This window comes from Variovorax sp. V93 (assembly GCF_041154485.1).
Lineage (GTDB): Bacteria > Pseudomonadota > Gammaproteobacteria > Burkholderiales > Burkholderiaceae_C > Variovorax > Variovorax beijingensis_A.
This window is the reverse complement of sequence record NZ_AP028669.1, coordinates 1,564,981-1,587,481: the sequence shown is the minus strand read 5'-3', so window position 1 is coordinate 1,587,481 and position 22,501 is coordinate 1,564,981. Positions and strand designations below refer to the sequence as shown.

Annotated in this window: 24 protein-coding genes; 7 read left to right on the top strand and 17 right to left on the bottom strand. The window is 66.4% G+C overall.

Annotated elements, in window-relative coordinates; all coding sequences use genetic code 11:
• The first annotated feature begins 9 nt into the window (after window positions 1-9).
• The 3 genes from trpB to accD all read left to right on the top strand — a co-directional run bounded on the left by trpB (window position 10) and on the right by accD (window position 3,181).
• Window positions 10-1,287 carry a tryptophan synthase subunit beta gene (gene trpB, locus ACAM54_RS07415; protein WP_369650306.1) on the top strand — a complete coding sequence of 426 codons (1,278 nt, stop codon included), beginning with the start codon at window positions 10-12 and terminating at the stop codon, window positions 1,285-1,287.
• 71 nt (window positions 1,288-1,358) lie between these two features.
• Window positions 1,359-2,216 carry a tryptophan synthase subunit alpha gene (trpA, locus tag ACAM54_RS07410; protein WP_369650954.1) on the top strand — a complete coding sequence of 286 codons (858 nt, stop codon included), beginning with the start codon at window positions 1,359-1,361 and terminating at the stop codon, window positions 2,214-2,216.
• Window positions 2,217-2,308: 92 nt separating this feature from the next.
• Window positions 2,309-3,181, top strand: a complete 873-nt coding sequence (accD, locus tag ACAM54_RS07405) for an acetyl-CoA carboxylase, carboxyltransferase subunit beta (protein ID WP_012746558.1) — start codon at window positions 2,309-2,311, stop codon at window positions 3,179-3,181.
• 12 nt (window positions 3,182-3,193) lie between these two features.
• Here accD and ACAM54_RS07400 read toward each other — a convergent pair whose 3' ends face one another.
• Window positions 3,194-3,754: a YggT family protein gene (locus ACAM54_RS07400; protein ID WP_307697515.1), complete on the bottom strand. Its 561-nt coding sequence runs from the start codon at window positions 3,752-3,754 to the stop codon at window positions 3,194-3,196.
• A gap of 49 nt (window positions 3,755-3,803) precedes the next feature.
• On the opposite strand from ACAM54_RS07400, the gene ACAM54_RS07395 reads away from it, so the two are divergent.
• The 4 genes from ACAM54_RS07395 to ACAM54_RS07380 all read left to right on the top strand — a co-directional run bounded on the left by ACAM54_RS07395 (window position 3,804) and on the right by ACAM54_RS07380 (window position 7,929).
• A complete protein-coding gene (locus ACAM54_RS07395) occupies window positions 3,804-4,451 on the top strand; it encodes an LON peptidase substrate-binding domain-containing protein (RefSeq protein WP_369650305.1) in 648 nt (215 codons plus the stop codon).
• A 123-nt stretch (window positions 4,452-4,574) separates the two neighbouring features.
• Complete coding sequence (lysS, locus tag ACAM54_RS07390) at window positions 4,575-6,137, top strand: lysine--tRNA ligase (RefSeq protein ID WP_369650304.1); 1,563 nt, start codon at window positions 4,575-4,577, stop codon at window positions 6,135-6,137.
• A 2-nt stretch (window positions 6,138-6,139) separates the two neighbouring features.
• Window positions 6,140-7,402 (top strand): Hsp70 family protein, encoded by a 1,263-nt coding sequence (locus ACAM54_RS07385; RefSeq protein ID WP_369650303.1) that lies wholly within the window; start codon window positions 6,140-6,142, stop codon window positions 7,400-7,402.
• Complete coding sequence (locus tag ACAM54_RS07380) at window positions 7,399-7,929, top strand: M48 family metallopeptidase (protein ID WP_369650302.1); 531 nt, start codon at window positions 7,399-7,401, stop codon at window positions 7,927-7,929. Before ACAM54_RS07385 ends, ACAM54_RS07380 begins: the two co-directional genes overlap by 4 nt.
• Window positions 7,930-7,936: 7 nt before the next feature.
• Here the strand turns inward: ACAM54_RS07380 and nagZ are convergent, their stop codons facing one another.
• The 16 genes from nagZ to acpP all read right to left on the bottom strand — a co-directional run bounded on the left by nagZ (window position 7,937) and on the right by acpP (window position 22,477).
• Window positions 7,937-9,040, bottom strand: coding sequence for a beta-N-acetylhexosaminidase (nagZ, locus tag ACAM54_RS07375; protein WP_369650301.1), 1,104 nt, complete (start codon window positions 9,038-9,040; stop codon window positions 7,937-7,939).
• Window positions 9,037-9,429, bottom strand: a complete 393-nt coding sequence (acpS, locus tag ACAM54_RS07370) for a holo-ACP synthase (protein ID WP_145741456.1) — start codon at window positions 9,427-9,429, stop codon at window positions 9,037-9,039. The genes nagZ and acpS overlap by 4 nt, the downstream gene beginning before the upstream one ends.
• 13 nt (window positions 9,430-9,442) lie before the next feature.
• A complete protein-coding gene (locus ACAM54_RS07365) occupies window positions 9,443-10,207 on the bottom strand; it encodes a pyridoxine 5'-phosphate synthase (protein ID WP_209534759.1) in 765 nt (254 codons plus the stop codon).
• Window positions 10,204-10,977, bottom strand: a complete 774-nt coding sequence (recO, locus tag ACAM54_RS07360; RefSeq protein ID WP_369650300.1) for a DNA repair protein RecO — start codon at window positions 10,975-10,977, stop codon at window positions 10,204-10,206. The genes ACAM54_RS07365 and recO overlap by 4 nt, the downstream gene beginning before the upstream one ends.
• A 1-nt stretch (window position 10,978) precedes the next feature.
• Window positions 10,979-11,944: a GTPase Era gene (era, locus tag ACAM54_RS07355; protein WP_145741451.1), complete on the bottom strand. Its 966-nt coding sequence runs from the start codon at window positions 11,942-11,944 to the stop codon at window positions 10,979-10,981.
• A 7-nt stretch (window positions 11,945-11,951) separates the two neighbouring features.
• Window positions 11,952-12,638, bottom strand: coding sequence for a ribonuclease III (gene rnc / locus ACAM54_RS07350; protein WP_145741449.1), 687 nt, complete (start codon window positions 12,636-12,638; stop codon window positions 11,952-11,954).
• Between the two features lie 17 nt (window positions 12,639-12,655).
• Window positions 12,656-13,024 (bottom strand): DUF4845 domain-containing protein, encoded by a 369-nt coding sequence (locus ACAM54_RS07345; RefSeq protein WP_027729515.1) that lies wholly within the window; start codon window positions 13,022-13,024, stop codon window positions 12,656-12,658.
• A gap of 31 nt (window positions 13,025-13,055) precedes the next feature.
• A complete protein-coding gene (gene lepB / locus ACAM54_RS07340) occupies window positions 13,056-14,021 on the bottom strand; it encodes a signal peptidase I (RefSeq protein WP_145741447.1) in 966 nt (321 codons plus the stop codon).
• Window positions 14,022-14,029: 8 nt separating this feature from the next.
• Window positions 14,030-15,841, bottom strand: a complete 1,812-nt coding sequence (gene lepA, locus ACAM54_RS07335; protein WP_012746544.1) for a translation elongation factor 4 — start codon at window positions 15,839-15,841, stop codon at window positions 14,030-14,032.
• A gap of 522 nt (window positions 15,842-16,363) precedes the next feature.
• A complete protein-coding gene (locus ACAM54_RS07330) occupies window positions 16,364-17,845 on the bottom strand; it encodes a DegQ family serine endoprotease (RefSeq protein WP_209534756.1) in 1,482 nt (493 codons plus the stop codon).
• Window positions 17,846-17,947: 102 nt separating this feature from the next.
• Entirely contained in the window at window positions 17,948-19,006 is a 1,059-nt protein-coding gene (locus ACAM54_RS07325) for a MucB/RseB C-terminal domain-containing protein (RefSeq protein WP_369650299.1), read from the bottom strand.
• Between the two features lie 30 nt (window positions 19,007-19,036).
• On the bottom strand, window positions 19,037-19,699 hold the full coding sequence (locus ACAM54_RS07320) for a sigma-E factor negative regulatory protein (protein WP_209499753.1): 663 nt from the start codon (window positions 19,697-19,699) through the stop codon (window positions 19,037-19,039).
• A gap of 17 nt (window positions 19,700-19,716) precedes the next feature.
• The gene (gene rpoE, locus ACAM54_RS07315; RefSeq protein ID WP_369650298.1) at window positions 19,717-20,391 is read right to left on the bottom strand and encodes an RNA polymerase sigma factor RpoE; all 675 of its coding nucleotides are present in this window, start codon (window positions 20,389-20,391) and stop codon (window positions 19,717-19,719) included.
• Window positions 20,392-20,400: 9 nt separating this feature from the next.
• Entirely contained in the window at window positions 20,401-20,883 is a 483-nt protein-coding gene (locus tag ACAM54_RS07310) for a hypothetical protein (RefSeq protein WP_145741442.1), read from the bottom strand.
• A 13-nt stretch (window positions 20,884-20,896) separates the two neighbouring features.
• A complete protein-coding gene (gene fabF / locus ACAM54_RS07305; protein WP_145741440.1) occupies window positions 20,897-22,141 on the bottom strand; it encodes a beta-ketoacyl-ACP synthase II in 1,245 nt (414 codons plus the stop codon).
• A gap of 96 nt (window positions 22,142-22,237) precedes the next feature.
• Entirely contained in the window at window positions 22,238-22,477 is a 240-nt protein-coding gene (acpP, locus tag ACAM54_RS07300; protein ID WP_007830471.1) for an acyl carrier protein, read from the bottom strand.
• Between the last annotated feature and the right edge of the window lie 24 nt (window positions 22,478-22,501).

Below are 22,501 nucleotides of genomic sequence, written 5' to 3'. Positions count from 1 at the left end.
TCGAGAACCATGCAAAGCAACTACCAGCAACCCGACGCCACCGGCCATTTCGGCAATTACGGCGGCACCTTCGCGAGCGAAACGCTCACCCACGCGATCAACGAACTGCGCGACGCGTACGCCAGGTTCAAGGACGATCCGGCCTTCCTTGCCGAATTCCACTACGAGCTGAAGCACTTCGTCGGCCGTCCCTCGCCGATCTACCACGCCGCGCGCACCAGCCGCGAAATGGGCGGCGCGCAGATCTACCTGAAGCGCGAAGACCTCAACCACACCGGCGCGCACAAGATCAACAACGTGATCGGCCAGGCGATGCTCGCGCGCCGCATGGGCAAGCCCCGCGTCATCGCCGAGACCGGCGCCGGCCAGCACGGCGTGGCCACCGCCACCATCTGCGCGCGCTACGGCCTCGAATGCGTGGTCTACATGGGCAGCCAGGACGTCAAGCGCCAGAGCCCCAACGTCTACCGCATGAACCTGCTGGGTGCCACCGTGGTGCCGGTGGAGTCGGGCAGCAAGACGCTGAAGGACGCCCTCAACGAAGCCATGCGCGACTGGGTCACGAACGTGGAGAACACCTTCTACATCATCGGCACCGTGGCCGGCCCGCACCCCTACCCGACCATGGTGCGCGACTTCCAGAGCGTGATCGGCACCGAGTGCATCGACCAGATGCCCGCCATGCTCGCGGCCCAAGGGATCACCGGCGAAGCCGAGGGCCGACAGCCCGACGTGGTGGTGGCCTGCGTGGGCGGCGGCAGCAACGCGATGGGCATCTTCCATCCCTACATTCCGTTCGAAGGCACGCGCCTGATCGGCGTGGAGGCCGCGGGCGAAGGGCTCGACAGCGGCAAGCACTCGGCGTCCATCCTGCGCGGCAGCCCGGGCGTGCTGCACGGCAACCGCACCTACCTGCTGCAGAACGAGGACGGCCAGGTGACCGAAACCCACAGCATCAGCGCCGGCCTCGACTATCCGGGCGTGGGCCCCGAGCACGCCTACCTGGCCGACATCGGCCGCGCGGAGTACGTCGGCATCACCGACACCGAGGCGCTCGAAGCCTTCCACTACCTGTGCCGCACCGAAGGCATCATTCCGGCCCTCGAATCCAGCCACGCCGTGGCCTACGCCATGAAACTCGCCAAGACCATGCGGCCGGACCAGTCGATCCTGGTGAACCTCTCGGGCCGCGGCGACAAGGACATCGGCACCGTCGCCGACCTGTCGGGCGTCGATTTCTACGACCGGCCCTCGATGCGCGGCCTGAGCGTGAAGGGAGGCAAGTGATGAGCACCGCAGGACCGCTCCAAGGTGCGAACGCCCCCTCGGGGGGCAGCGCAGCACACGAAGTGGCAAGCGTGGGGGCCCGTACCGGCCGCATTGCCGCTACCTTCAAGACACTCCAGTCGCAAGGCCGCAGGGCCCTGATTCCCTACGTCACGGCCGGCTTCCCCTTTGCCGACATCACGCCCGAGCTGATGCACGGCATGGTCGAGGCGGGCGCCGACGTGATCGAGCTCGGCGTGCCGTTTTCCGACCCGATGGCCGACGGCCCGGTGATCCAGAAGGCCGGTGAGGCCGCGCTGGCCCTTGGCGTCGGCATGAAGCAGGTGCTCGCCATGGTGGCCGCCTTCCGCCAGAAGGACGCGACCACGCCCGTGGTGCTGATGGGCTACGCGAACCCGGTCGAGCGCTACGACCTCGTGCACGGAAAGAAAGCCTTCATCCGCGACGCATCGGCCGCGGGCGTCGACGGCCTGCTGGTGGTCGACTACCCGCCCGAGGAGTGCGAGGCTTTCGCCGCCGACCTCAAGGCCGCGGGCATCGACCTGATCTTCCTGCTCGCCCCCACCAGCACCAGCGAGCGCATGGCGCAGGTCGCGCGCATCGCGAGCGGCTATGTCTACTACGTGTCGCTCAAGGGCGTGACGGGCGCCGGCCACCTCGACACCGAAGCGGTCGGCCAGATGATCCCGCGCATCCGCGAGCACGTGAGCATTCCGGTGGGCGTGGGCTTCGGCATCCGCGACGCGCGCACCGCCCAGGCCGTGGGTTCGGCCGCCGATGCGGTCGTGATCGGCACGAAGATCATCCAGCTGATTGACGGACAGCCGCGCGAGAAGGTGGTGCCCGCGGTGCGCGAATTCCTGGCCGGCATCCGGGAGGCGCTGGACGCGCTGCCGGCGGCTACCCCCAAGAACGCGGCTGGCCGATAATCACGCTGCCCCTCACCCCCAGCCCCTCTCCCGCACGCGGGGGAGGGAGCTAATCGTCAGGAAGGCATCCTTCCTGAAAAATTCGGAGTCCTATGAGCTGGCTTGAAAAACTGCTACCCGCCAAGATCGCACAAACCGACCCGTCGGAGCGCCGCCAGGTGCCCGAGGGCCTGTGGATCAAGTGCCCCGCCTGCGAGACCGTTCTCTACAAGACTGACCTCGAACACAACCAGAACGTCTGCCCGAGCTGCAGCCACCACCACCGCATCGGCGCCCGCGCGCGGCTCGACGCCTTCCTCGACGCCGAAGGCCGCTACGAAGTGGGACAGGAAGTGCTGCCGGTCGACGCGCTCAAGTTCAAGGACAGCCGCAAGTACCCCGAACGGCTCAAGGAAGCGCTGGAGAACACCGGCGAGACCGACGCCCTGGTCGTCATGGGCGGCTCGGTCCACAGCATCAGTGTGGTCGTGGCCTGCTTCGAATTCGAGTTCATGGGCGGCTCCATGGGCAGCGTGGTCGGCGAGCGCTTCGTGCGCGGCGTCGAGACCGCCATCGAGCAGAAGGTGCCGTTCATCTGCTTCACCGCCACGGGCGGTGCGCGCATGCAGGAAGGCCTGCTGTCGCTGATGCAGATGGCCAAGACCAACGCTGCGCTCACCCGCCTCGCGAAGAAGGGCCTGCCCTACATCAGCGTGCTGACCGACCCGACCATGGGCGGCGTCTCGGCCGGCTTCGCCTTCGTGGGCGACGTGGTCATTGCAGAACCCAAGGCGCTGATTGGCTTTGCCGGCCCGCGCGTGATCGAATCGACCGTGCGCGTGACGCTGCCCGAAGGCTTCCAGCGCGCAGAGTTCCTGCAGACCAAGGGCGCAATCGACTTCATCAGCGACCGCCGCGAGTTGCGCAAGACCATTGCGAGCACCCTCGCGATGCTGCTGCGCCAGCCGGCCGACGCAGTCAGCTGACCAGGAGATCGCTCAGGCGCCCAGCCGGTAAGCCCAGACCAGCAGGTTGCCCAGCACGATCGCAATCACCTGCAGCACCACGATGGCGGCCAGGGGCGACAGGTCCACGCCGCCGATCAGCGGAATGAACCGCCGAAACGGCCGCACCAGCGGTTCGGCCAGCCGGGAAATGAGGTCGAGCAGCATCGGCGACGCGCCCGGTATCCACGACAGCACGGCATAGACCACCAGCAGCGCCGTGAGGCCAGAAACCGCGAGCTGCAGCAGCCCCACCAGCGAAACCAGCGGCAAGGCGGCGATCCGCCCCAGGTTGCCGATCAAGAGCCACAGCAGCAGGAACTTCGCCAGCACGAGCAGCCAGGCCGCAATGGCGCTCGCCAGGTCCCAGCGCTTCACCGGCGGCACGATGCGGCGCAGCGGCAGCACGATCCAGTCGGTGATCGCGAAGATGAAGCGCCCGAGCGGATTGCCGAAAGGCACGCGGTGGTACTGCATGTAAAGGCGCAGCAGGCAGGCGCCGCCGAGCAGGCCGACGATCACGTCGAGAAGGAACGAGGGGATCTGGTAGAGCATGGGGCGTGGTCGTGAGGGGAATGCGATGATAGCCATGCAAGGTTCCTTGATGACGACACAGCCCCTTTTGCATTCACTGCCATTGTTCCCGCTCGGCACCGTTCTGTTTCCGGACGGCGTGCTTCCACTGCGCATTTTCGAGGTGCGTTATCTCGACATGATCGGCAAATGCCGCAAGGCCGGCGCCCCCTTCGGCGTGGTCAGCCTCACGAGCGGCAGCGAAGTGCGCAAGGCCGGCGCCGAGGCGGAGAGCTTCGCAGCCGTCGGCACGCTGGCGGTCATCCGCGAATTCGACTCGCCGCAGAGCGGCCTGCTGCAGATCGAGTGCGTCGGCACGCAGCGCTTCCGGGTCCGCGCCGCCGAACTGCAGAAATACGGCTTGTGGGTTGCCGAAGTGGAAGCCATGGCCGAAGACACCGCGCTCGAAATTCCAGGCGACCTCCAGCACACCGCCACGGCGCTGCGGCGCCTCGTCGACACCCTCGAAGAACGCCGCCACGTACAGGGCGCCGAGGCCCTGCGCCTGCCCATCGGCGAGCCCTACCGCTTCGACGATTGCGGCTGGGTGGCCAACCGCTGGTGCGAACTGGTGCCCATGCAGCTCGAACTGCGGCAGCGGCTCATGGAACTCGACAGTCCGCTGATGCGGCTCGAACTGGTCAGCGATCTGCTGGCACGTGCGGGCATCACTGAATAGATTGCTACTTCTTTCATAGCGTTTCGCGCAGGATTGGCGGGCACTGGAGGCCGGTTCCGTTTGCACCCGATCGGCTAAAATGCCCGGTTGCGCTCGCTTTTGTTGCGCCCCCACCCGCTCTTCATGTCCGACCACCTGATCCCCTCCATTCCCACGCCCGCCGCGGCTCCCGCCGCCGCGCCCGCCGTCGACGACAACCAGCTCATCGCGGAGCGCCGCGAAAAGCTCAAGCTGATGCGCGCCGCCCAGGCCGAGGGCAAGGGGGTCGCGTTCCCGAACGACTTCAAGCCGGGCCACCGCGCCGCCGCGCTGATCGAGGCGCATGGCGCCGCCGATGCCGAAGCCCTCGAGGCGCAGGCCATCGCCGTGAGCGTGGCCGGCCGCATGATGCTCAAGCGCGTGATGGGCAAGGCCAGCTTCGCCACCGTGCAGGACGCGACCAGCCGCATCCAGCTCTACGTCACGCGCGATGCCATCGGCGAAGAGGCCTACGCCGAGTTCAAGCGCTGGGACCTGGGCGACATCGTGGGCGCCGAGGGCACGCTGATGAAGACCAAGACCGGCGAGCTGTCGGTCAAGGTCACCAGGCTGCGCCTGCTCACCAAGAGCCTGCGCCCGCTGCCCGACAAGTTCCACGGCATGGCCGACCAGGAGCAGAAGTACCGCCAGCGCTACGTCGACCTGATCACCGACGAAACCGCCCGCGTGCGCTTCACCGCGCGCAGCAAGGCCGTGAGCGCGCTGCGCGAGTTCATGGTGGCCCACGGCTTCCTCGAAGTCGAGACGCCGATGCTGCACCCGATTCCCGGCGGCGCCAATGCCAAGCCCTTCAAGACGCACCACAACGCGCTCGACCAGGAGATGTTCCTGCGCATCGCGCCCGAGCTGTATCTCAAGCGCCTGATCGTCGGCGGCTTCGAGCGCGTGTTCGAGATCAACCGGAGCTACCGCAACGAGGGCATCTCGGTGCGGCACAACCCCGAGTTCACGATGATGGAGTTCTACGCGGCCTACTGGAACTACCGCGACCTGATGGACTTCACCGAGACGCTGATCCGCACCATCGCCGACAAGGCCGTGGGCACGCAGCAGCTCACCTACCAGGGCAAGCCGGTCGACCTGACGCAGCCCTTCGAGCGTCTGACGATCCGCGAAGCCATCCTCAAGTACACGGACGCCAGCACCGGCGTCGACGACAGCGCCTGGCTCGTCAACGCGCTGCGCAAGCTCGGCTTGAACGAAGAGAAGGACAAGCTCTCGCAGCGCAGCCTCGCCAGCCTGCAGGTGATGTACTTCGAAGAGACGGTGGAAGAGAAGCTCTGGCAGCCGACCTTCATCATGGAGCACCCGACCGAGATCTCGCCGCTGGCGCGCGCCAACGACGAGCGCCCCGAGGTCACCGAGCGCTTCGAGCTCTACATCACGGGCCGCGAGTTCGGCAACGGCTTCAGCGAGCTCAACGACGCCGAGGACCAGGCCGCGCGCTTCAACGCGCAGGTGGCCGCCAAGGACAGCGGCGACGACGAAGCCATGTTCTACGACCACGACTTCGTGCGTGCGCTCGAGTACGGCATGCCGCCCACCGGTGGCTGCGGCATCGGCATCGACCGGCTGATGATGCTGCTGACCGATTCGCCGAGCATCCGCGACGTGATCCTGTTCCCGGCGCTGCGCAGGGAATCTTGAGCGTGAAGTCACCGTCGTCGCTGCCGACGATCGGCATCGACTTCGGCACCTCCAATTCCGCCGTGGCCTGCCGGGTCGACGGCGCGGCCCGGCTGCTGCCCATCGAAGGCGCGGCCACCACGCTGCCGACCGCGATCTTCTTCAACGCCGAAGACCGCACGACGCATTTCGGCCGCGAGGCGGTGGCGCTCTACCTTGCGGGCGTCGAAGGCCGCCTGATGCGCTCGCTCAAGAGCCTGCTCGGCAGCGCGCTGATGCAGGAGAAAACGGCCATCTACGACGGCCTCGTGAGCTTCGAGGACATCATCGCGCGCTTCCTGCGCGAGCTCGCGGTGCGCGCGGGCCGCGAATTGAGCCGGGTGCCCGAGCGCGTGGTGATTGGCCGGCCCGTGCACTTTGTCGATGACGATTCCAAACGCGACGAGCGCGCCGAAGAAAGCCTGCGCCACGCGGCCCGCGCGGCCGGCTTCCGCGACATCGCCTTTCAGCTCGAGCCGATTGCCGCGGCCTTCGACTACGAACAGCGCATCGCGAAGGAGTCGCTGGTGCTGATCGTCGACGTTGGCGGCGGCACCTCCGACTTCACCGTCGTGCGCGTGGGCCCCGACCGCGCCGCGCGCGAGGACCGCAGCAGCGACGTGCTGGCCACCAGCGGCGTGCACATTGGCGGCACCGACTTCGACCAGCGCCTCAACCTCGACCGCGTCATGCCGGAATTCGGCTTTCGCCATACGGGCGCGCAGGGGCGCGAAGTGCCGAGCAAGGTGTTCTTCGAGCTTTCGTCCTGGCACCTGATCAACTGGCTCTATGCCGCCAAGGCGGTGCGGCAGGCGAAGGACCTGCGCACCAGCTACAGCGACACGCGGCTGCACGACCGGCTGATGACGGTGCTCGAAGAGCGGCACGGCCACCGCATCGCGAGCGAGGTCGAGCAGGCGAAGATCGATGCCTCGGTGAACGATGCGGCCACCGCCATCGACCTCTCGTGCGCCGAGCCGGGCCTGGCCGCCTCGCTCTCGCCCGCCGACATGGCGCAGCAGCTTTCTCCGCTGCTCGAGAACGTGATTGCCTGCGCGCATGCCTGCGTCAAGCGCGCCGGGCTGCGCAGCGGCGACCTCGACGCGATTTACCTGACGGGCGGCTCCTCGGCGCTGCGGCCGTTCCAGCAGGCCTTGCGCAGGAGCTTCGCAGGCGTGACCCTCGTCGAGGGCGACCTGTTCGGCGGCGTGGCGACCGGGCTCGCCTGCGCGGGACCGGTGGCATGAAATACCTCGCGGGCTACCCACCCGCGCTGCTGGCGCAGGTGCAGCAGCTGGTCGCCACCGAAGGGCTCGCTCCCCTGCTGCGCAAGCGCTATCCCGGCCCCCTGCACGAGGTGCAGACGGACCGTGCACTCTACGACTACGTGAGCGCACTCAAGAGCGATTTCATGCGCAAGGCCCCGCCCCTTTCCAAGGTGGCGTTCGACAGCAAGCTGCATGTGATCCGCAACGCGCTCGGCACCCACACCACCGTTTCGCGCGTGCAGGGCAGCAAGCTCAGGACCAAGCGCGAAATCCGGGTGGCGAGCCTGTTCAGGGAAGTGCCGCTGGAATGGCTGCGCATGATCGTGGTCCATGAGCTCGCGCACATGAAGGAGCGGGACCATGACAAGAGCTTCTATGCGCTCTGCGAGCACATGGAGCCGGACTACCACCGGCTCGAATTCGACGTCCGGCTGTACCTGACGCACCTGGATTCGGGTGGCGAGCGCCTGTGGGCGAGCTCGCTGCCGGCTCCGGCTACGCCGTAGCCGTCCCTCAGGCGCCGTGCGGCGCTGCGAGCCCGGCCTGCGCGAGCTCCTGCCTCGCGTGCCGGTACCCCGCCGAATCGACCAGCGCGTTCCAGTCGGGCGGCGGCGTTTCCGGCAGCAGCGCCCGCCGGCGTGCTTCGCTCTTTGCATCGGGCTTCCAGCGCCCTGCCCTGGCCGCCGCGGCAAAGCCGTCGAGCAGTTCGTCGAGCGTCCGGCCATCGCCGATGCTCTGGTTGCACAGCATCGCCAGGTCGCAGCCCGCATCGAGCGCCGCCAGCGCGGCATCGGCATAGCTCAGCAGCTCGCCGTCGATGTAGCGCCCCGCTTCCATGCTCAGGTCATCGCTGAAGATGGCGCCATCGAAGGCCAGCCGGCTGCGCAGGATGTCCTTGAGCCACCTGGACGAAAAGCCCGCGGGCCGCTTGTCGACCTTCGGATAGATCACGTGCGCCGGCATCACCGCCGTGAGCGTGCCTGCGAGCCAGTCGTAAGGCCGCGCATCGTCGGCCAGGATGGCCTTGAGGCCGCGCCGGTCGACCGGAATTTCCACGTGCGAATCGGCGGTGACGAAGCCGTGCCCCGGAAAGTGCTTGCCGCAGTTGCGCATGCCCATCTGCAGCATGCCGTGCATCGCGCTCTTGGCCAGCAGCGCCACCACGCGCGGATCGCGGTGGAAGCTGCGGTCGCCGATCACGCTGCTGCCGCCGTAGTCCAGGTCGAGCACCGGCGCAAAGCTGAAGTCGACGCCGCAGGCGCGCAGTTCGGCGGCAAGCACCTGGCCGGCGGCCGTTGCGGCCTGCGTCGCGCGCATGGCATCGCGCATCCACAACTCGCCCAGCGAGCGCATCGAAGGCAGGCGCGTGAAGCCGTCGGTGCGAAAGCGCTGCACGCGCCCGCCTTCGTGGTCCACGCAGATCAGCAGGTCGGGGCGGATCGCCTTGATCTCGGCATTGAGCGCGCCCATCTGCGCACGGTCCTGCCAGTTGCGGGCGAAATGGATCACGCCGCCGACCAGCGGGTTGGCGATGCGCCGGCGGTCGGCGTCGTTCAGCCCGGTGGCCGCCACGTCGATGATCAGCGGCGCATGGGAACGGGTGGGCCCAGCGGTCATGGCTTCTCCACTACCACGAAGCTCGCGGCATATTCGGTTTCGTCGGTCACGGTGACGTGGGCCGTGAGGCCTCTGGCCTCGAACCACTCCTTGAGTTCGCCATGCAGCACGATGACCGGTTTGCCGCTGCGCAGGTTGGCGATCTCGCACAGGCGCCAGCTCATCGGCATGCGCATGCCCAGGCCGATGGCCTTGCTGAAGGCCTCCTTGGCGGAAAAACGCGTGGCGAGGTAGCTCAGGCCGCGCTTGGGCCAACGCTCGCTGCGGGCCTTCCAGACCGCGAATTCGGCGTCGCTGAGCACCCGGTGGGCGAAGCGCTCGCCCTGGCGCTCGAACGTTGCGGCGATGCGCCGCAGGTCGCAGATGTCGGTACCAATGCCGTAGATCATGCCGCTCCAGCGTTCACTGCGCTTCTTCGATGCAGCGCAGGTATTCCTTGGTGGTGGCGGCGTAGCCGAGTTCGAGCGCATCGGCGATGAAGGCATGCCCGATGGAAACTTCCTGGACGCCGCGCACCGCGCGCAGGAACGGCGTGAGGTTGTCGCGGCTCAGGTCATGGCCCGCATTGAGGCCGAGGCCCGCCGCCTGCGCCGCGCGTGCCGCTTCGACATAGCGCGCCAGCACGGCCTGCTCGTTTGGCGTGCCGCGCGATGCGGCATAGCCTTCGGTATAGAGCTCGACGCGGTCGGCGCCCACCGCCTTGGCTGCGGCCATCATTTCGGGAATGGGGTCCATGAACAGGCTCACGCGCACGCCCAGGGCCTGGGCTTCGGCAATCAGCGGGCGCAGCCGGTCGGCGTCTTCGGGGAAGCTCCAGCCATGGTCGCTGGTCGACTGGGTTTCGCTGTCGGGCACGAAGGTGGCCTGGTGCGGCTTCAACGCGCGCACGAAGTCCATCAGGTTGTGGAAGGGGTTGCCTTCGATGTTGAACTCGATCGCGGGCCAGTCCCTGGCCAGCAGCGCGGCCAGGTCGCTCACGTCATGCGGCCGGATGTGGCGCTCGTCGGGCCGCGGGTGCACGGTGATGCCCTGCGCTCCGGCGGCAAGGCAGGCCTTGGCGGCGGTGATCACGCTCGGAATGCCGAGAGCGCGCGTATTGCGCACCAGGGCCACCTTGTTGAGGTTGACCGACAGCGAGGTGGTAGCGGATTGGCCGGAAGTGCTCATAGGGCTTGCAAATCTCTCATCATCTGCCGCGTGCGCAGCGTGGACACACCGCAATGGTAGTTGAGCAGGGCGCGCAGCTGGTTCCTGAGGGCGCTGTTGCTGCCGGCATTCATGGTGGCGATCTCGCGCAGCGTGGCCGTGAAGGGCGCGCGATCGTCGAGCACGCCCTGCAGCGACTGCCAGCCGGCACCGGCCAGCGCCGCCTCGTCCTCGCCCGCCAGCCGCAGGCCGGCTTCCGGCACCAGGGTGTAGCGGGCGTCGGCCACCAGCGGCTCGAGCGTGAGGGTCTGCGCGTCGAGCGACGGCAGCAGGCCCACTTCGCGCAGCAGCAGCAGCTCGAAGGCGCGCAGCGCGGCAGCCTGGGTGGCGGCTTGCGCGCCGGCGTGGTCGCCCGCCAGCACCTGGACCACGCCCGCATAGGCATCGAACAGCGCCTCGTGGGCATCGTCCCGCGCCAGCAGGCGCAGCAGCAGTTCGTTGACGTAGTAGCCCGACAGCAGCGCCTCGCCGGTCGGCATGACATGGCCGCCCATCCACTCGGCGCCCTTGAGCGTGCGGATCTCGGCGTCGCCGCCGTAGTTGAGCTGCAGCGGCTGCAGCGGCAGCAGCACCGGCCTGAAATTGGAGCTCGGCCGCTTCGCCCCCTTGGCCACCAGCGCGATGCGCCCGTGGTGGCGGGTGAAGACCTCGAGGATCAGGCTCGACTCGCTCCAGTCGTAGCGATGGAGCACGTACGCCGGTTCGTGCGAAACGCGGTGGGCAGTTGCCACTTCATTCGTAGCCGAACGAGCGCACGCGGGCTTCGTCGTCGGCCCAGCCGGACCGCACCTTGACCCACAGTTCGAGGAAAACCTTGGCGTCGGCCAGCTTCTCGAGCTCGACCCGGGTTTCCATGCCGATGCGCTTGATGCGCTCGCCCTTGTCGCCGATCACCATGGCCTTGTGGCCGTCGCGTTCCACCACGATGGTGGCCGCGATGCGCAGCAGGCGCTTCTGGCCCTTTTTCTGCGGCGGCTCTTCCTCGAACTTGTCGATGATCACGGTCGAGGTGTAGGGCAGCTCGTCGCCGGTCAGGCGGAACAGCTTCTCGCGCACCAGCTCGCCCGCGAGGAACTTCTCGCTGCGGTCGGTGAGCTCGTCCTCGGCGTAGAACCAGGGCTGTTCGGGCAGGTACTTCTCGCAGATGCCGAACAGGCGCTCGACGTCCTTCGGGTTCTTGGCCGACATGGGCACGAACTCAGCGAAGGAGTGCTTCGCCTGCATGCTCTGCAGCCAGGGCGCGATGTCGCCGCGGCGGTGCACGTTGTCGAGCTTGTTGGCCAGCAGCACGGTCGGAATGCCCTTGCCGAGCAGCTTGAGCACCCGCTCGTCGGCCGGCGTGAAGCTGCCGGCCTCGACCACGAAAAGAATCAGGTCCACGTCGCCGACCGCACCCTGCACGGTCTTGTTGAGCGATTTGTTCAGCGCGTTCGCATGCAGGGTCTGGAAACCCGGCGTATCGACGAACACGAACTGCGTGGCGCCCAGCGTGCGCATGCCCGTGATGCGGTGCCGCGTGGTCTGCGCCTTGCGCGAGGTGATGCTGATCTTCTGGCCCACCAGCGCATTGAGCAGCGTCGACTTGCCCACATTGGGCTTGCCGACGATGGCGATCAGGCCGCAGTGCTGAGGGCCGCTTGCGCCCGTATCGCCCGCCGGGCCCTGGGAGTCTGCTGCTGAATTGATAGCGTCGTTCATTCTGGTTTCACGCGGCCCCGCGTGCCTTGAGCCGGATCAACATGGCCGCCGCGGCAGCCTGCTCGCCGGCACGTCGCGAACCACCGATGCCGCGTTCGCGCAGGCCCAGCTCCGGCACCTCGCACTCGACATCGAAGGTCTGCTTGTGCGCTGCGCCGAGCGTGGCCGCCACGCGGTACACCGGCAGCTTCATTTTGTGACCCTGCAGCCATTCCTGCAATTCGGTCTTCGGATCCTTGGCCACCGCGTCCATGCGCGGATTGATCTCGACCGACTCGTAGAGCCGCCGCACCAGCGCCTCGGCGGCCGAAAAGCCGGCATCGAGGTAGACCGCGCCGATCAGCGCTTCGAGCGCGTCGGCCAGGATCGAGGGCCGGTTGGGCCCGCCGGAGCGCGCCTCGCCCTCGCCGAGCCGCAGCAGCGGCGACAGCTGCAGTTCCAGCGCCAGGCGGTGCAGGGTGTCCTGCTTGACCAGGTTGGCCCGCACGCGCGACAGGTCGCCTTCGGGCAGGGCCGAGAGGCGGGTGTAGAGCAGGTGCGAGACCGCGAGGTTGAGCACCGAGTCGCCAAGGAACTCCAGGCGCTCGTTGTGGTCGGCCGAAAAACTGCGGTGCGTGAGCGCGAGCTGGAGCAGCCGCGCGTCGGAGAACGAATGCTTGAGGCGCTCCTGCAGCGCCGTGAGGCCGCCGTCCACCTTGCGTGTCGCCGCGTTCAGCGGGTCTGGCCCTTGTACTTGAGCACCAGATAGGCCGGCCCGAACAAGGGAATCTCGCGCTCGTAGGCATACGAGACGACCACCTTGTCGCCGACCTTCTTGATGTCGAGGTCCTTGCCCGAGACCGACTGGAAGTCGTCGATGGCCTGGGCCCGATCGAAGATGGCGCGCACTTCGGGCACGGTGGTGCCTTCCTTGGCCTTGTTGGCGGCCTTGTCGATGGCCTGCCATTCGATCAGCGTCGGGATGACCTGCGCGACGACGACGCCGACGCAACCCAGCACCACGGCGACAAACACCAGACCGATGAACGAGATGCCGCGCTGGTGCGCGGCCCTGCTGCGGATGGACCGATTTGTTCTCATGCCCTCTTACCCCTCGAACAATGCTGACTGCTTATTGGAATGGACCGATGCGACCCAGGTCGCCGAAGTTCATCCAGACGAAGAACGCCCTGCCCACGATGTTCTTGTCCGGAACGAAGCCCCAGAAACGGGAGTCCGCCGAATTATCGCGGTTGTCGCCCATCATGAAGTAGTTGCCGGCCGGCACCTTGCACACCACGCCTTCAACGGAGTAGCGGCAGTTCTCGCGGTACGGAAAGTCGGTCGCGCCCTGCACGAAAGCCGGACCGGCATCGTCGTTGAGCAGCCTGTGCTGCTTGCCGCCGAGGTCTTCGCTGAACTGCCTGAGCAGACGCATCGACTCGCTGTCGAGATAGTCGGGCATCGGGTTCTTGGACACCGGCTGGCCGTTGATCGTGAGCTTCTTATTCAGGTAGGCCACCTCGTCGCCCGGGATGCCGACCACGCGCTTGATGTAGTCCATGCTCGGCTTGGGCGGGTAGCGGAACACCACCACGTCGCCGCGCGCCAGCGGCGTACCCTCGGTGATCTTGGTGTTGATGACCGGCAGGCGCAGGCCGTAGGTGAACTTGTTCACCAGGATCAGGTCGCCCGTGAGCAGCGTGGGCATCATTGATCCCGACGGAATCTTGAAGGGCTCGTACAGGAACGAGCGCAGCAGGAACACCACCAGGATCACCGGGAAGAGCCCCGCCGTCCAGTCGAGCCACCAGGGCTGCATCCGCAGCCGCTCGCTGGCCTTGGCGTCGACGGTGTCGACCTGCGTGATGCCCTGGCCGGCCAGGCGCGCGTTGCGCTCGCTCAGGGAGGCCTCGAGCGCCGCGGCGGCACGCTCGCGCCGAGGCAGGAAGTAGAAGCGCTCGGCCAGCCAGTACAGGCCGGTGACCACTGTGGCCAGGAACAGCAAGAGCGCGAAATTGCCCTCGATGGCACCAAAGTACCAGGCACCGACATAGCCGGCGAAGGCCGCGAGGACCAGGGAAGTGATGAATGCCATTTTTGAGATCAGTCTTCGACTTGCAGAATCGCGAGGAAGGCCTCTTGCGGGACCTCGACCGAGCCGATCTGCTTCATTCTTTTCTTGCCCGCCTTCTGCTTCTCGAGCAGTTTCTTCTTGCGGGTGATGTCGCCGCCGTAGCACTTGGCTAGAACGTTCTTGCGCAGCGCCTTGATTGTCTCACGCGCGATGATGTTGACCCCGATGGCCGCCTGGATCGCCACGTCGAACATCTGGCGCGAAATGATCTCGCGCATCTTCGAGACCACCGCCCGGCCGCGGTACTGCGACTGGCTGCGGTGCACGATGATCGACAGCGCATCGACCTTTTCGCCGTTCAGCAGGATGTCGACCTTGACCACGTCGGACGCGCGATATTCCTTGAACTCGTAGTCCATCGAGGCATAGCCGCGGCTCACCGACTTCAGCTTGTCGAAGAAGTCGAGCACGATTTCGCCGAGCGGCATCTCGTAGGTCAGCATCACCTGGCGGCCGTGGTAGGCCATGTTCATCTGCACGCCGCGCTTCTGGTTGGCCAGCGTCATCACCGCCCCGACGTATTCCTGCGGCATGTAGAGATGCACGGTGACGATCGGCTCGCGGATCTCGCTCATCTTGCCGACGTCGGGCATCTTGGACGGGTTCTCGACCATGATGACTTCGCCGTCGTTGCGCACCACCTGATAGACCACGCTCGGCGCGGTGGTGATCAGGTCCTGGTCGAACTCGCGCTCCAGGCGCTCCTGCACGATCTCCATGTGCAGCAGGCCGAGAAAGCCGCAGCGGAAGCCGAAGCCCAGCGCCTGGCTCACCTCGGGCTCGTAGCGCAGCGATGAATCGTTGAGCTTGAGCTTTTCGAGCGCGTCGCGCAGCGAGTCGTACTCGCTGGCCTCGGTCGGATAGAGGCCGGCAAACACCTGCGGCTGGATTTCCTTGAAGCCCGGCAGCGCCTCGGTGGCGGTGGCGGCCGCGCCGCCCGTGCCCGGCTTGATCAGCGTCACGGTGTCACCGACCTTGGCGGCCTGCAGTTCCTTGATGCCCGCGATGATGTAGCCCACCTCGCCGGCCTCGAGCGACGCGCGCGGTTCGTTGGCCGGCGTGAAGACGCCGATGTTGTCGGCGTTGTACATGGCGCCGGACGCCATCATCTTGATGCGCTCGCCCTTCACCAGGCGGCCATCCACCACGCGCACCAGCATGACCACGCCGACGTAGGGATCGAACCAGCTGTCGACGATCATCGCGCGCAGCGGGCCGTCGGGATTGCCGCGCGGCGCAGGCATCTTGTGCACGATGGCTTCGAGGATCTCGTCGATGCCCAGGCCGGTCTTGGCGGAACACGGAATGGCATCGGTCGCGTCGATGCCGATCACGTCCTCGATCTCGCTGCGTGCGTTGTCGGGATCCGCATTGGGCAGATCCATCTTGTTGAGCACCGGCACCACCTCGACGCCGAGGTCGAGCGCGGTGTAGCAGTTGGCCACGGTCTGCGCTTCGACGCCTTGCGATGCATCGACGACGAGCAGCGCACCTTCGCACGCCGACAGCGAGCGGCTCACTTCATAAGAGAAGTCGACGTGGCCCGGCGTGTCGATCAGATTGAGGTTGTAGACCTGCCCATCGAGTGCCTTGTAGTGCAGCGCGGCGGTCTGCGCCTTGATGGTTATCCCACGCTCTTTTTCGATGTCCATCGAGTCGAGCACCTGCGCTTCCATCTCGCGTTCCGCGAGGCCGCCGCAACGCTGGATCAGGCGGTCCGCGAGCGTCGACTTGCCGTGATCGATGTGCGCAATGATCGAAAAATTTCTGATGTGATTCATCAACGGGAACGCTTAAGTACTTGAATTGGCTCGTGCGCAGAGTGCGACAGGCAAGAAAAAAGGGCGCGTCTTCTGGAGACGCGCCCTGAACCAACAAGCAATGGCAACTGCAGTAGTTGGAACTTCATTGTAGGCAAAAAGGGAGGCACGTACATCCGGGGACAGGGTCAAAACGGGTCGTTGCAGGTCCACAACATCAAAGATATAAACAACTTATCCACAAGATCGGTGGAGCACTCCATGAACAACTTGTGGGCGATCTGTGGAGCGCCGGTGGACTGCTGTCTGACATCTCGCATGGTGGAGGAAAGCTCTCCCCTTATGCGCGGACCCGCCGCCCAATGGCTTCTATTCTACCGAAAATCGTCCTAAGCCTCTTCATAAGTTAGTGGATACAAACAAAACTCGCCCGCTTTTGGCCTGGAATTTTTTTTGAAACCGGGCGCTCGAGCGTCGCAAACACCTCAAAAAAAGGCCCCAAACCCGAGTGACGGGTGGGGCCACTTGACGGAAAAGGCCGGATCAGCGTGCGGGGCGGATCAGGGCGTACTGGGCCCACTCGCCACGGCGGAACAGCACGCTCAGAGGCTTGCCCTTGTCGGCCTTGGCGACCGCGGACTCGAATTCCTTGACGCTCGATACCTCGATGTTGCCCACGGCCAGGATCACGTCCCCTTCGCGCAGGCCGGCCCGCGCAGCGCCATCGCTCGCCGACTCGATACGCACGCCGCCGCGCATCTTGAGCTCCTTCTTCTGGGCCTCGGTCAGGTCGCTGACCACCAGGCCGAGCGCCTTGCCGGCCGCCGACGGCTTGGCCTGCGGCTCCTCGCGCTCGGGCTGGCGCTTGCCGGCCGGCTTGGCTTCCGCATCGCCCTCGGCCACGGTGACCGAAAGCTCGCGCGTGCTGCCGTTGCGGAACACCGTCAGCGTGTTCTTTGAGCCGGGCTTGGTGCTGGCCACCGAGCGCGACAGGTCGCTGGGGGTTTCGATGAGCTTGTCGCCGTACTTGGTGATGATGTCGCCCTCGCGCACGCCGGCCTTGTCGGCTGCCGAACCCGGCACCACGCTGCTCACGAGCGCACCGCGCGCCTTGCCGAGCCCGATGGATTCGGCCACGTCCTTGGAGACCGAGCCGATGGTCACGCCGATCAGCCCGCGCGAAACGCGGCCGGTGGCGCGCAGCTGGTCGCTGACGCGGATCGCCTCGTCGATCGGGATCGAGAACGAGATGCCCATGTAGCCGCCCGAGCGCGAATAGATCTGGCTGTTGATGCCCACCACTTCGCCGCGCAGGTTGATCAGCGGGCCGCCCGAGTTGCCGGGGTTGATGGCCACGTCGGTCTGGATCAGGGGCACCAGGTCGCCGGTGTCGCGCTGCTTCGCGCTCACGATGCCGGCGGTCACGGTGTTCTCCAGGCCAAAGGGCGAACCGATGGCCATGACCCATTCGCCGACGCGCAGCTTCGAGATGTCGCCGATCTTCACCACCGGCAGGCTGGTCGCCTCGATCTTGACCACGGCGACGTCGCTGCGCTTGTCGGCACCGATCAGCTTGGCCTTGAACTCGCGCTTGTCGGTCAGCGTGACGAGGATTTCGGACGCATCCTCGATCACGTGCGCATTGGTCATGACATAGCCGTCGGCCGACAGGATGAAGCCCGAGCCCACGCCGCGCGGGCGCTCTTCCTCCTGCGGCTGCTGCGGCCGGTTCGGGCGCGGGCCCGGACGCGGGTTGCCCGGCAGCGGCTGCCCGAAGAAGCGCCGGAAGAACTCCTGCATCTCCTCGTCCATTTCGCCGCTGCCGCCGCCCGAGGCCACTTTCTCGACCGTGCGGATACCGACCACGGCCGGCCCCACCTGCTCCACCAGATCGGCGAAATCGGGCAATCCGCGCGTCTGCGCCATGGCCGGCGCTGCCGGCACGAAACCCACGGCAGCCGAGCAGGCCATGCCGAATGCGAAGAGATAGGAACGAAGCTTGTGTCCCTCGACTTTGAACATCATCGGTTTTCTTTCAAAAGAACAGAGCGGCCAAAAGAAGAAGAGCTATGAGTCGGTGATACGGACTTGGTTCAGCGCCATCTACTACAGCGCAGGCGCAGCGGGTCAGCGCGTGCGCGCGAGGCTTTGAGCGAACGCATTGAGCGTCTGCTGCGGCACCTCGCCCACAGCGGTCAGCCACCAGTCGCTCGCCGGCTCGGGCAATCGCCGGCGAATGGCGTTGGTGGCCCCGATCGTCAGCACGCCATCACGCGGCGCACGCTTTTCATCGTAACGCTCGATGAAAAGCGACACCGAGGCCAGGCCATCGGAGAAGGTCCACTGGACGGTGCGGTCCTGCCCCGCCTTGCTGTCGCTGCCGGCCGGACGCCGGTAGAAGCTGCGCGGCTTGAAGCCGGCCACCGGCGCCTTGAGCACCCAGCCTTCGTCCTGCGCGCTGGTGCGTTCGAGCTCCAGTTTCTCGACGCGGTAGCCGCTGGTATTGGTCATCATCTGCGCGAGCGCCTGCGCCTTGATCGGCGCGTCGAGCTGCAATTCTGAAAACGCCGACTGCTCCACCACGCGGGATTCGGCGTCCACGGTCTGCAGCTTCACCACGAGGCCGGAGCGGCGCTCGCTCCAGATGCGGTAGCCGAAGCGCAGTGCGTCGTGCGGCACCAGTTGCACCACGTCGGCATCGAAGCCCGCCACGCGGTCCTTGCCGACGGCGCGAACGTCGTAGAAGTCGCCGATCGACGAGTCGGGCTTGTCGGGCAGATTGGGGAACAGGTCGAGGTTTTCGCGCTTCTCGACCTTCACGACCTTCGCCTCGGGCAGGAAGGTCATCACATGGTGGTTGCGCCTGAACGTGGAGCGCGGTGGCCCCGACAGCGCCTCGATGCGCTCGATCTGCAGGTCGCCGTCGCGCACATGCCAGATGCGCGCGCTCGACAGGTCGCCGCCCGCGGCCGACACCACGAAGGTGCCGACGTAATTGCGCTGCCGGGCCCCCGTGTGCATGCGCTGCAGCCATTCGACGACGCTCATCGAGGGCGGCGCATCGCCCGCCTGGGCCGAGGCCGCCCCCTTGGCGTTCGCCAGCCCGGGCCGGGTCTGCGCGGCCGCGATCTGCGCAAAACAAAAAGCAGCGAACACCAGCGCGAACGCGCGTGCGGAGATCGGCATCTGAACGGTCATTAGAGAGACGGGCGCGGATCAGCGCGCAGGGCCTTCGAAGGTCGCGTTGCGCAGGAAGCCCGAGGGCATTTGCGATGCACCACCGGCTTGCTGGTGCGCTTCGAGCAGCTGGTCGAGGCGCGGGTCGCGCAGCATGACCTGCGGGCTGCCGTTGCCGACCATCACGCGGGTTGGCGTGAGCGCGGCGGTGGGCGGAAGCTGGCTGTTGGCGGCAGCGGCGGCCAGCACGGAATTGGCGGCCGGCTGCGGCTGCGCTGCTGCAATCTGGGCACCCGGCGACGGCACACCGATGCCGTTTCCGACCAGGGTCCAGCTGATCGCGGCCACCGCCACCAGCGACGCGGCGCCGGCCACCAGCTTCCAGCGGAACACCGGCTCGTTGGCTGCCTCGGCCCTGTGCCGCGCCGTCAGCACCGCGGGGGCCGCGGCCGGCACCGGTGCCGCGATCACGGGCTCCGCGGCCAGGCGCTGCTGGAAGCGGGCCAGGAATGCATTGCTGTCGCTGCAGGGCGAATGGGCACCCGAGCGCAGGATGTCGCCCACCAGGTGATAGGCGCGCCAGGCACCGCGCGCGTCTTCTTCCGCGCAGACGGTGTCGATGGCCCGCGCAAAGTCCTCGCCATGCAAATGACCGTCCGCCAGTGCGGACACCTGTTCACGAACCGTCATCGTCTGATTCATTTCATTCACCTGCTTACCTACCAACGCTTGCCGGACTGGTTGTCCAGCAGCGGTTTGACCCTGGCCGAAATGGCCTCACGCGCCCGGAAAATACGCGAGCGCACCGTGCCGATCGGGCAATCCATGACCTCGGCGATCTCTTCGTAACTCATGCCCTCGATCTCGCGCAGGGTGACCGCCTGGCGCAATTCGGGCGGCAATGCTTCCATGGCCGCCTCGACCACCTGGGCGATCTCGTTGGCTGCCAAGACTGATTCGGGGGTTTCGTCGCTGATTGGTTCGTTTCCAGGGCGGTAAGTTTCATCGTCCTCGTCAGAAGACGGCCGCAGGGCGCTTTCGGAGATGGTCGGGTCGCGCTTCATGTCGACCAGCGCCTTCTTGGCGGTGTTGACCGCGATCCGGTAGAGCCAGGTGTAGAACTGGGCGTCGCCGCGGAACTGATGGAGCGCGCGATAGGCCCGGATGAAGGTTTCCTGGGCGATGTCCTCGACCAGGTCGACGTCGCGCACCATGCGTCCGATCAGGCGCTCGATCCGGCGCTGGTACTTGATGACCAGCAGCTCGAAGGCCTTCTGGTCGCCCGCGACCGTGCGCTGGACCAGCTGGAGGTCGACCTCGCCCGGGCGCGGCGCCTCGGCGGCCCCATCGGGCAAGCCGGAGTCCGGTGGCACTGGCGGGGGAGAAGTTGTCATCGGGGAGGTTCAGGGCGCATCGGCAGGCGCGGTTGCTCGCCACGGCTCGCCCGCAGGCGAGGCGGACGGGGCGCGCGAATATACCGCACGGCGTACATCGCGCCAGCGCTCCGGCATGGCGCGCTGTTCGAGCCATATCCATCGTCCGGCACGGCCCGGCTGGGTCAGGTGGACCAGCAGCAGCGATTGCAGGTCGAGCGCCACCGCGGCGCGCGCCGCATGAACGGCCCGGCCGCGATCGGCGCCCGTCAGGCTCCAGCACAGGCCGTCGAAGTGCAGCACGCCGGCACCGTCGCTTCGCAGCCCGAGTCCGGCCGCAGCGCCGGAAAACAGGACGCTCAGCACCAGCAGCAGCTGGCGCCAGCCGACACTATCGATCAAATAGCACGAGAGACCTGCGCAGCAGGCGCCCAGGGCCCAGGTGGCAATCAGGATCCGGGTCGCACCGCGCGAGCGCCCCACCGGATAGGTCACCGAGGGTGCGCTGTACATGGAAGAGCAAGATTCAAACGCGCTTGAACACCAGCGTGCCGTTGGTGCCGCCGAAGCCGAAGTTGTTCTTGACCGCGACATCGATCTTGAGATCGCGCGCCTGATTGGCGCAATAGTCGAGGTCGCACTCCGGGTCCTGGTTGAAGATGTTGATGGTCGGCGGGCTCTTCTGGTGATGCAGCGCGAGCACCGTGAACACCGATTCAATGCCCCCGGCGCCGCCCAGCAGGTGGCCGGTCATGGACTTGGTCGAATTGACGACGAGCTTCTTCGCGTGATCACCGAAAGCCAGCTTGACCGCATTGGTCTCGTTGACGTCGCCGATCTGCGTGGAGGTGCCGTGCGCATTCAGGTACTGGACCTCGTCGGGGTTGACGCCCGCATTGGCCAGCGCCATGGCCATCGACCGGCGCGGGCCGTCGACGTCAGGCGCGGTCATGTGGTACGCATCGCCGGTCATGCCGAAGCCCGAGACTTCCGCATAGATTTTGGCGCCGCGCGCCTTGGCGTGTTCGTACTCCTCGAGCACGACCACACCGGCGCCCTCGCCCAGCACGAAGCCGTCGCGGTCCTTGTCCCAGGGACGCGAAGCCGTGGCAGGATCGTCATTGCGGGTGCTCAACGCGCGAGGCGCGGTGAAGCCGCCGATGCCGAGCGGAGAAATGGTCGACTCGGCGCCGCCCGCGATCATGACGTCGGCGTCGCCGTATTCGATCATGCGTGCCGACGTGCCGATGGCGTGCAAACCCGTGGTGCAGGCGGTCACGACGGCGATGTTCGGACCCTTAAAGCCGTACTTGATCGAGACGTGGCCCGAGATCATGTTGATGATCGAAGCCGGTACGAAGAACGGCGAAATGCGGCGCGGTCCGCGGCTCGCGTATTCGCCGTGCGTCTCTTCGATCATCGGCAGCCCGCCGATGCCCGAGCCGATGTTGCAGCCGATGCGCACGGCCTTCTCATAGGACAGCGCTTCGCCGGTCGGCAGTCCGCTGTCCTGCACCGCCTGGATGGCGGCGGCAAGCCCCAGATGAATGAAGCGGTCCATGTGGCGCGCTTCCTTCTCCGAGATGTATTGGGTGATGTCGAAACCCTTGACCTCACCGGCGAACTTGCAGGCGAAGGCGCTTGCATCGAACGCGGTGATGTTCGCAATGCCCGACTTCCCGGCCAGCAGATTGGCCCAGGATTCGGCTGCGGTGTTTCCGACAGGAGCGATGCAACCGAGTCCGGTCACGACGACGCGGCGTTTGGTCATGCCGGCAAACCTTTCTGGAAGCGCTGAACAGCTGCCGAGCGGCGCGGGCGGTTGAAAAAAGAGCCGCCGGCCGTCGTTGCAGTGTCAGCTGGCCGATCAGGCCTTTTGATTCTTGGTGGCGTAGTCGACGGCGTTTTGCACCGTGGTGATCTTCTCGGCGTCTTCGTCGGGAATCTCGATGCCGAATTCGTCTTCGAGTGCCATCACCAGTTCGACCGTGTCGAGCGAGTCTGCACCGAGGTCGGCCACGAAGGCCTTCTCGTTGGTTACTTGGGACTCTTCCACGCCGAGTTGCTCGGCGATGATTTTCTTGACACGTGCTTCGATATCGCTCATTTGGTTCCCTCTGAGGGTTGTAGG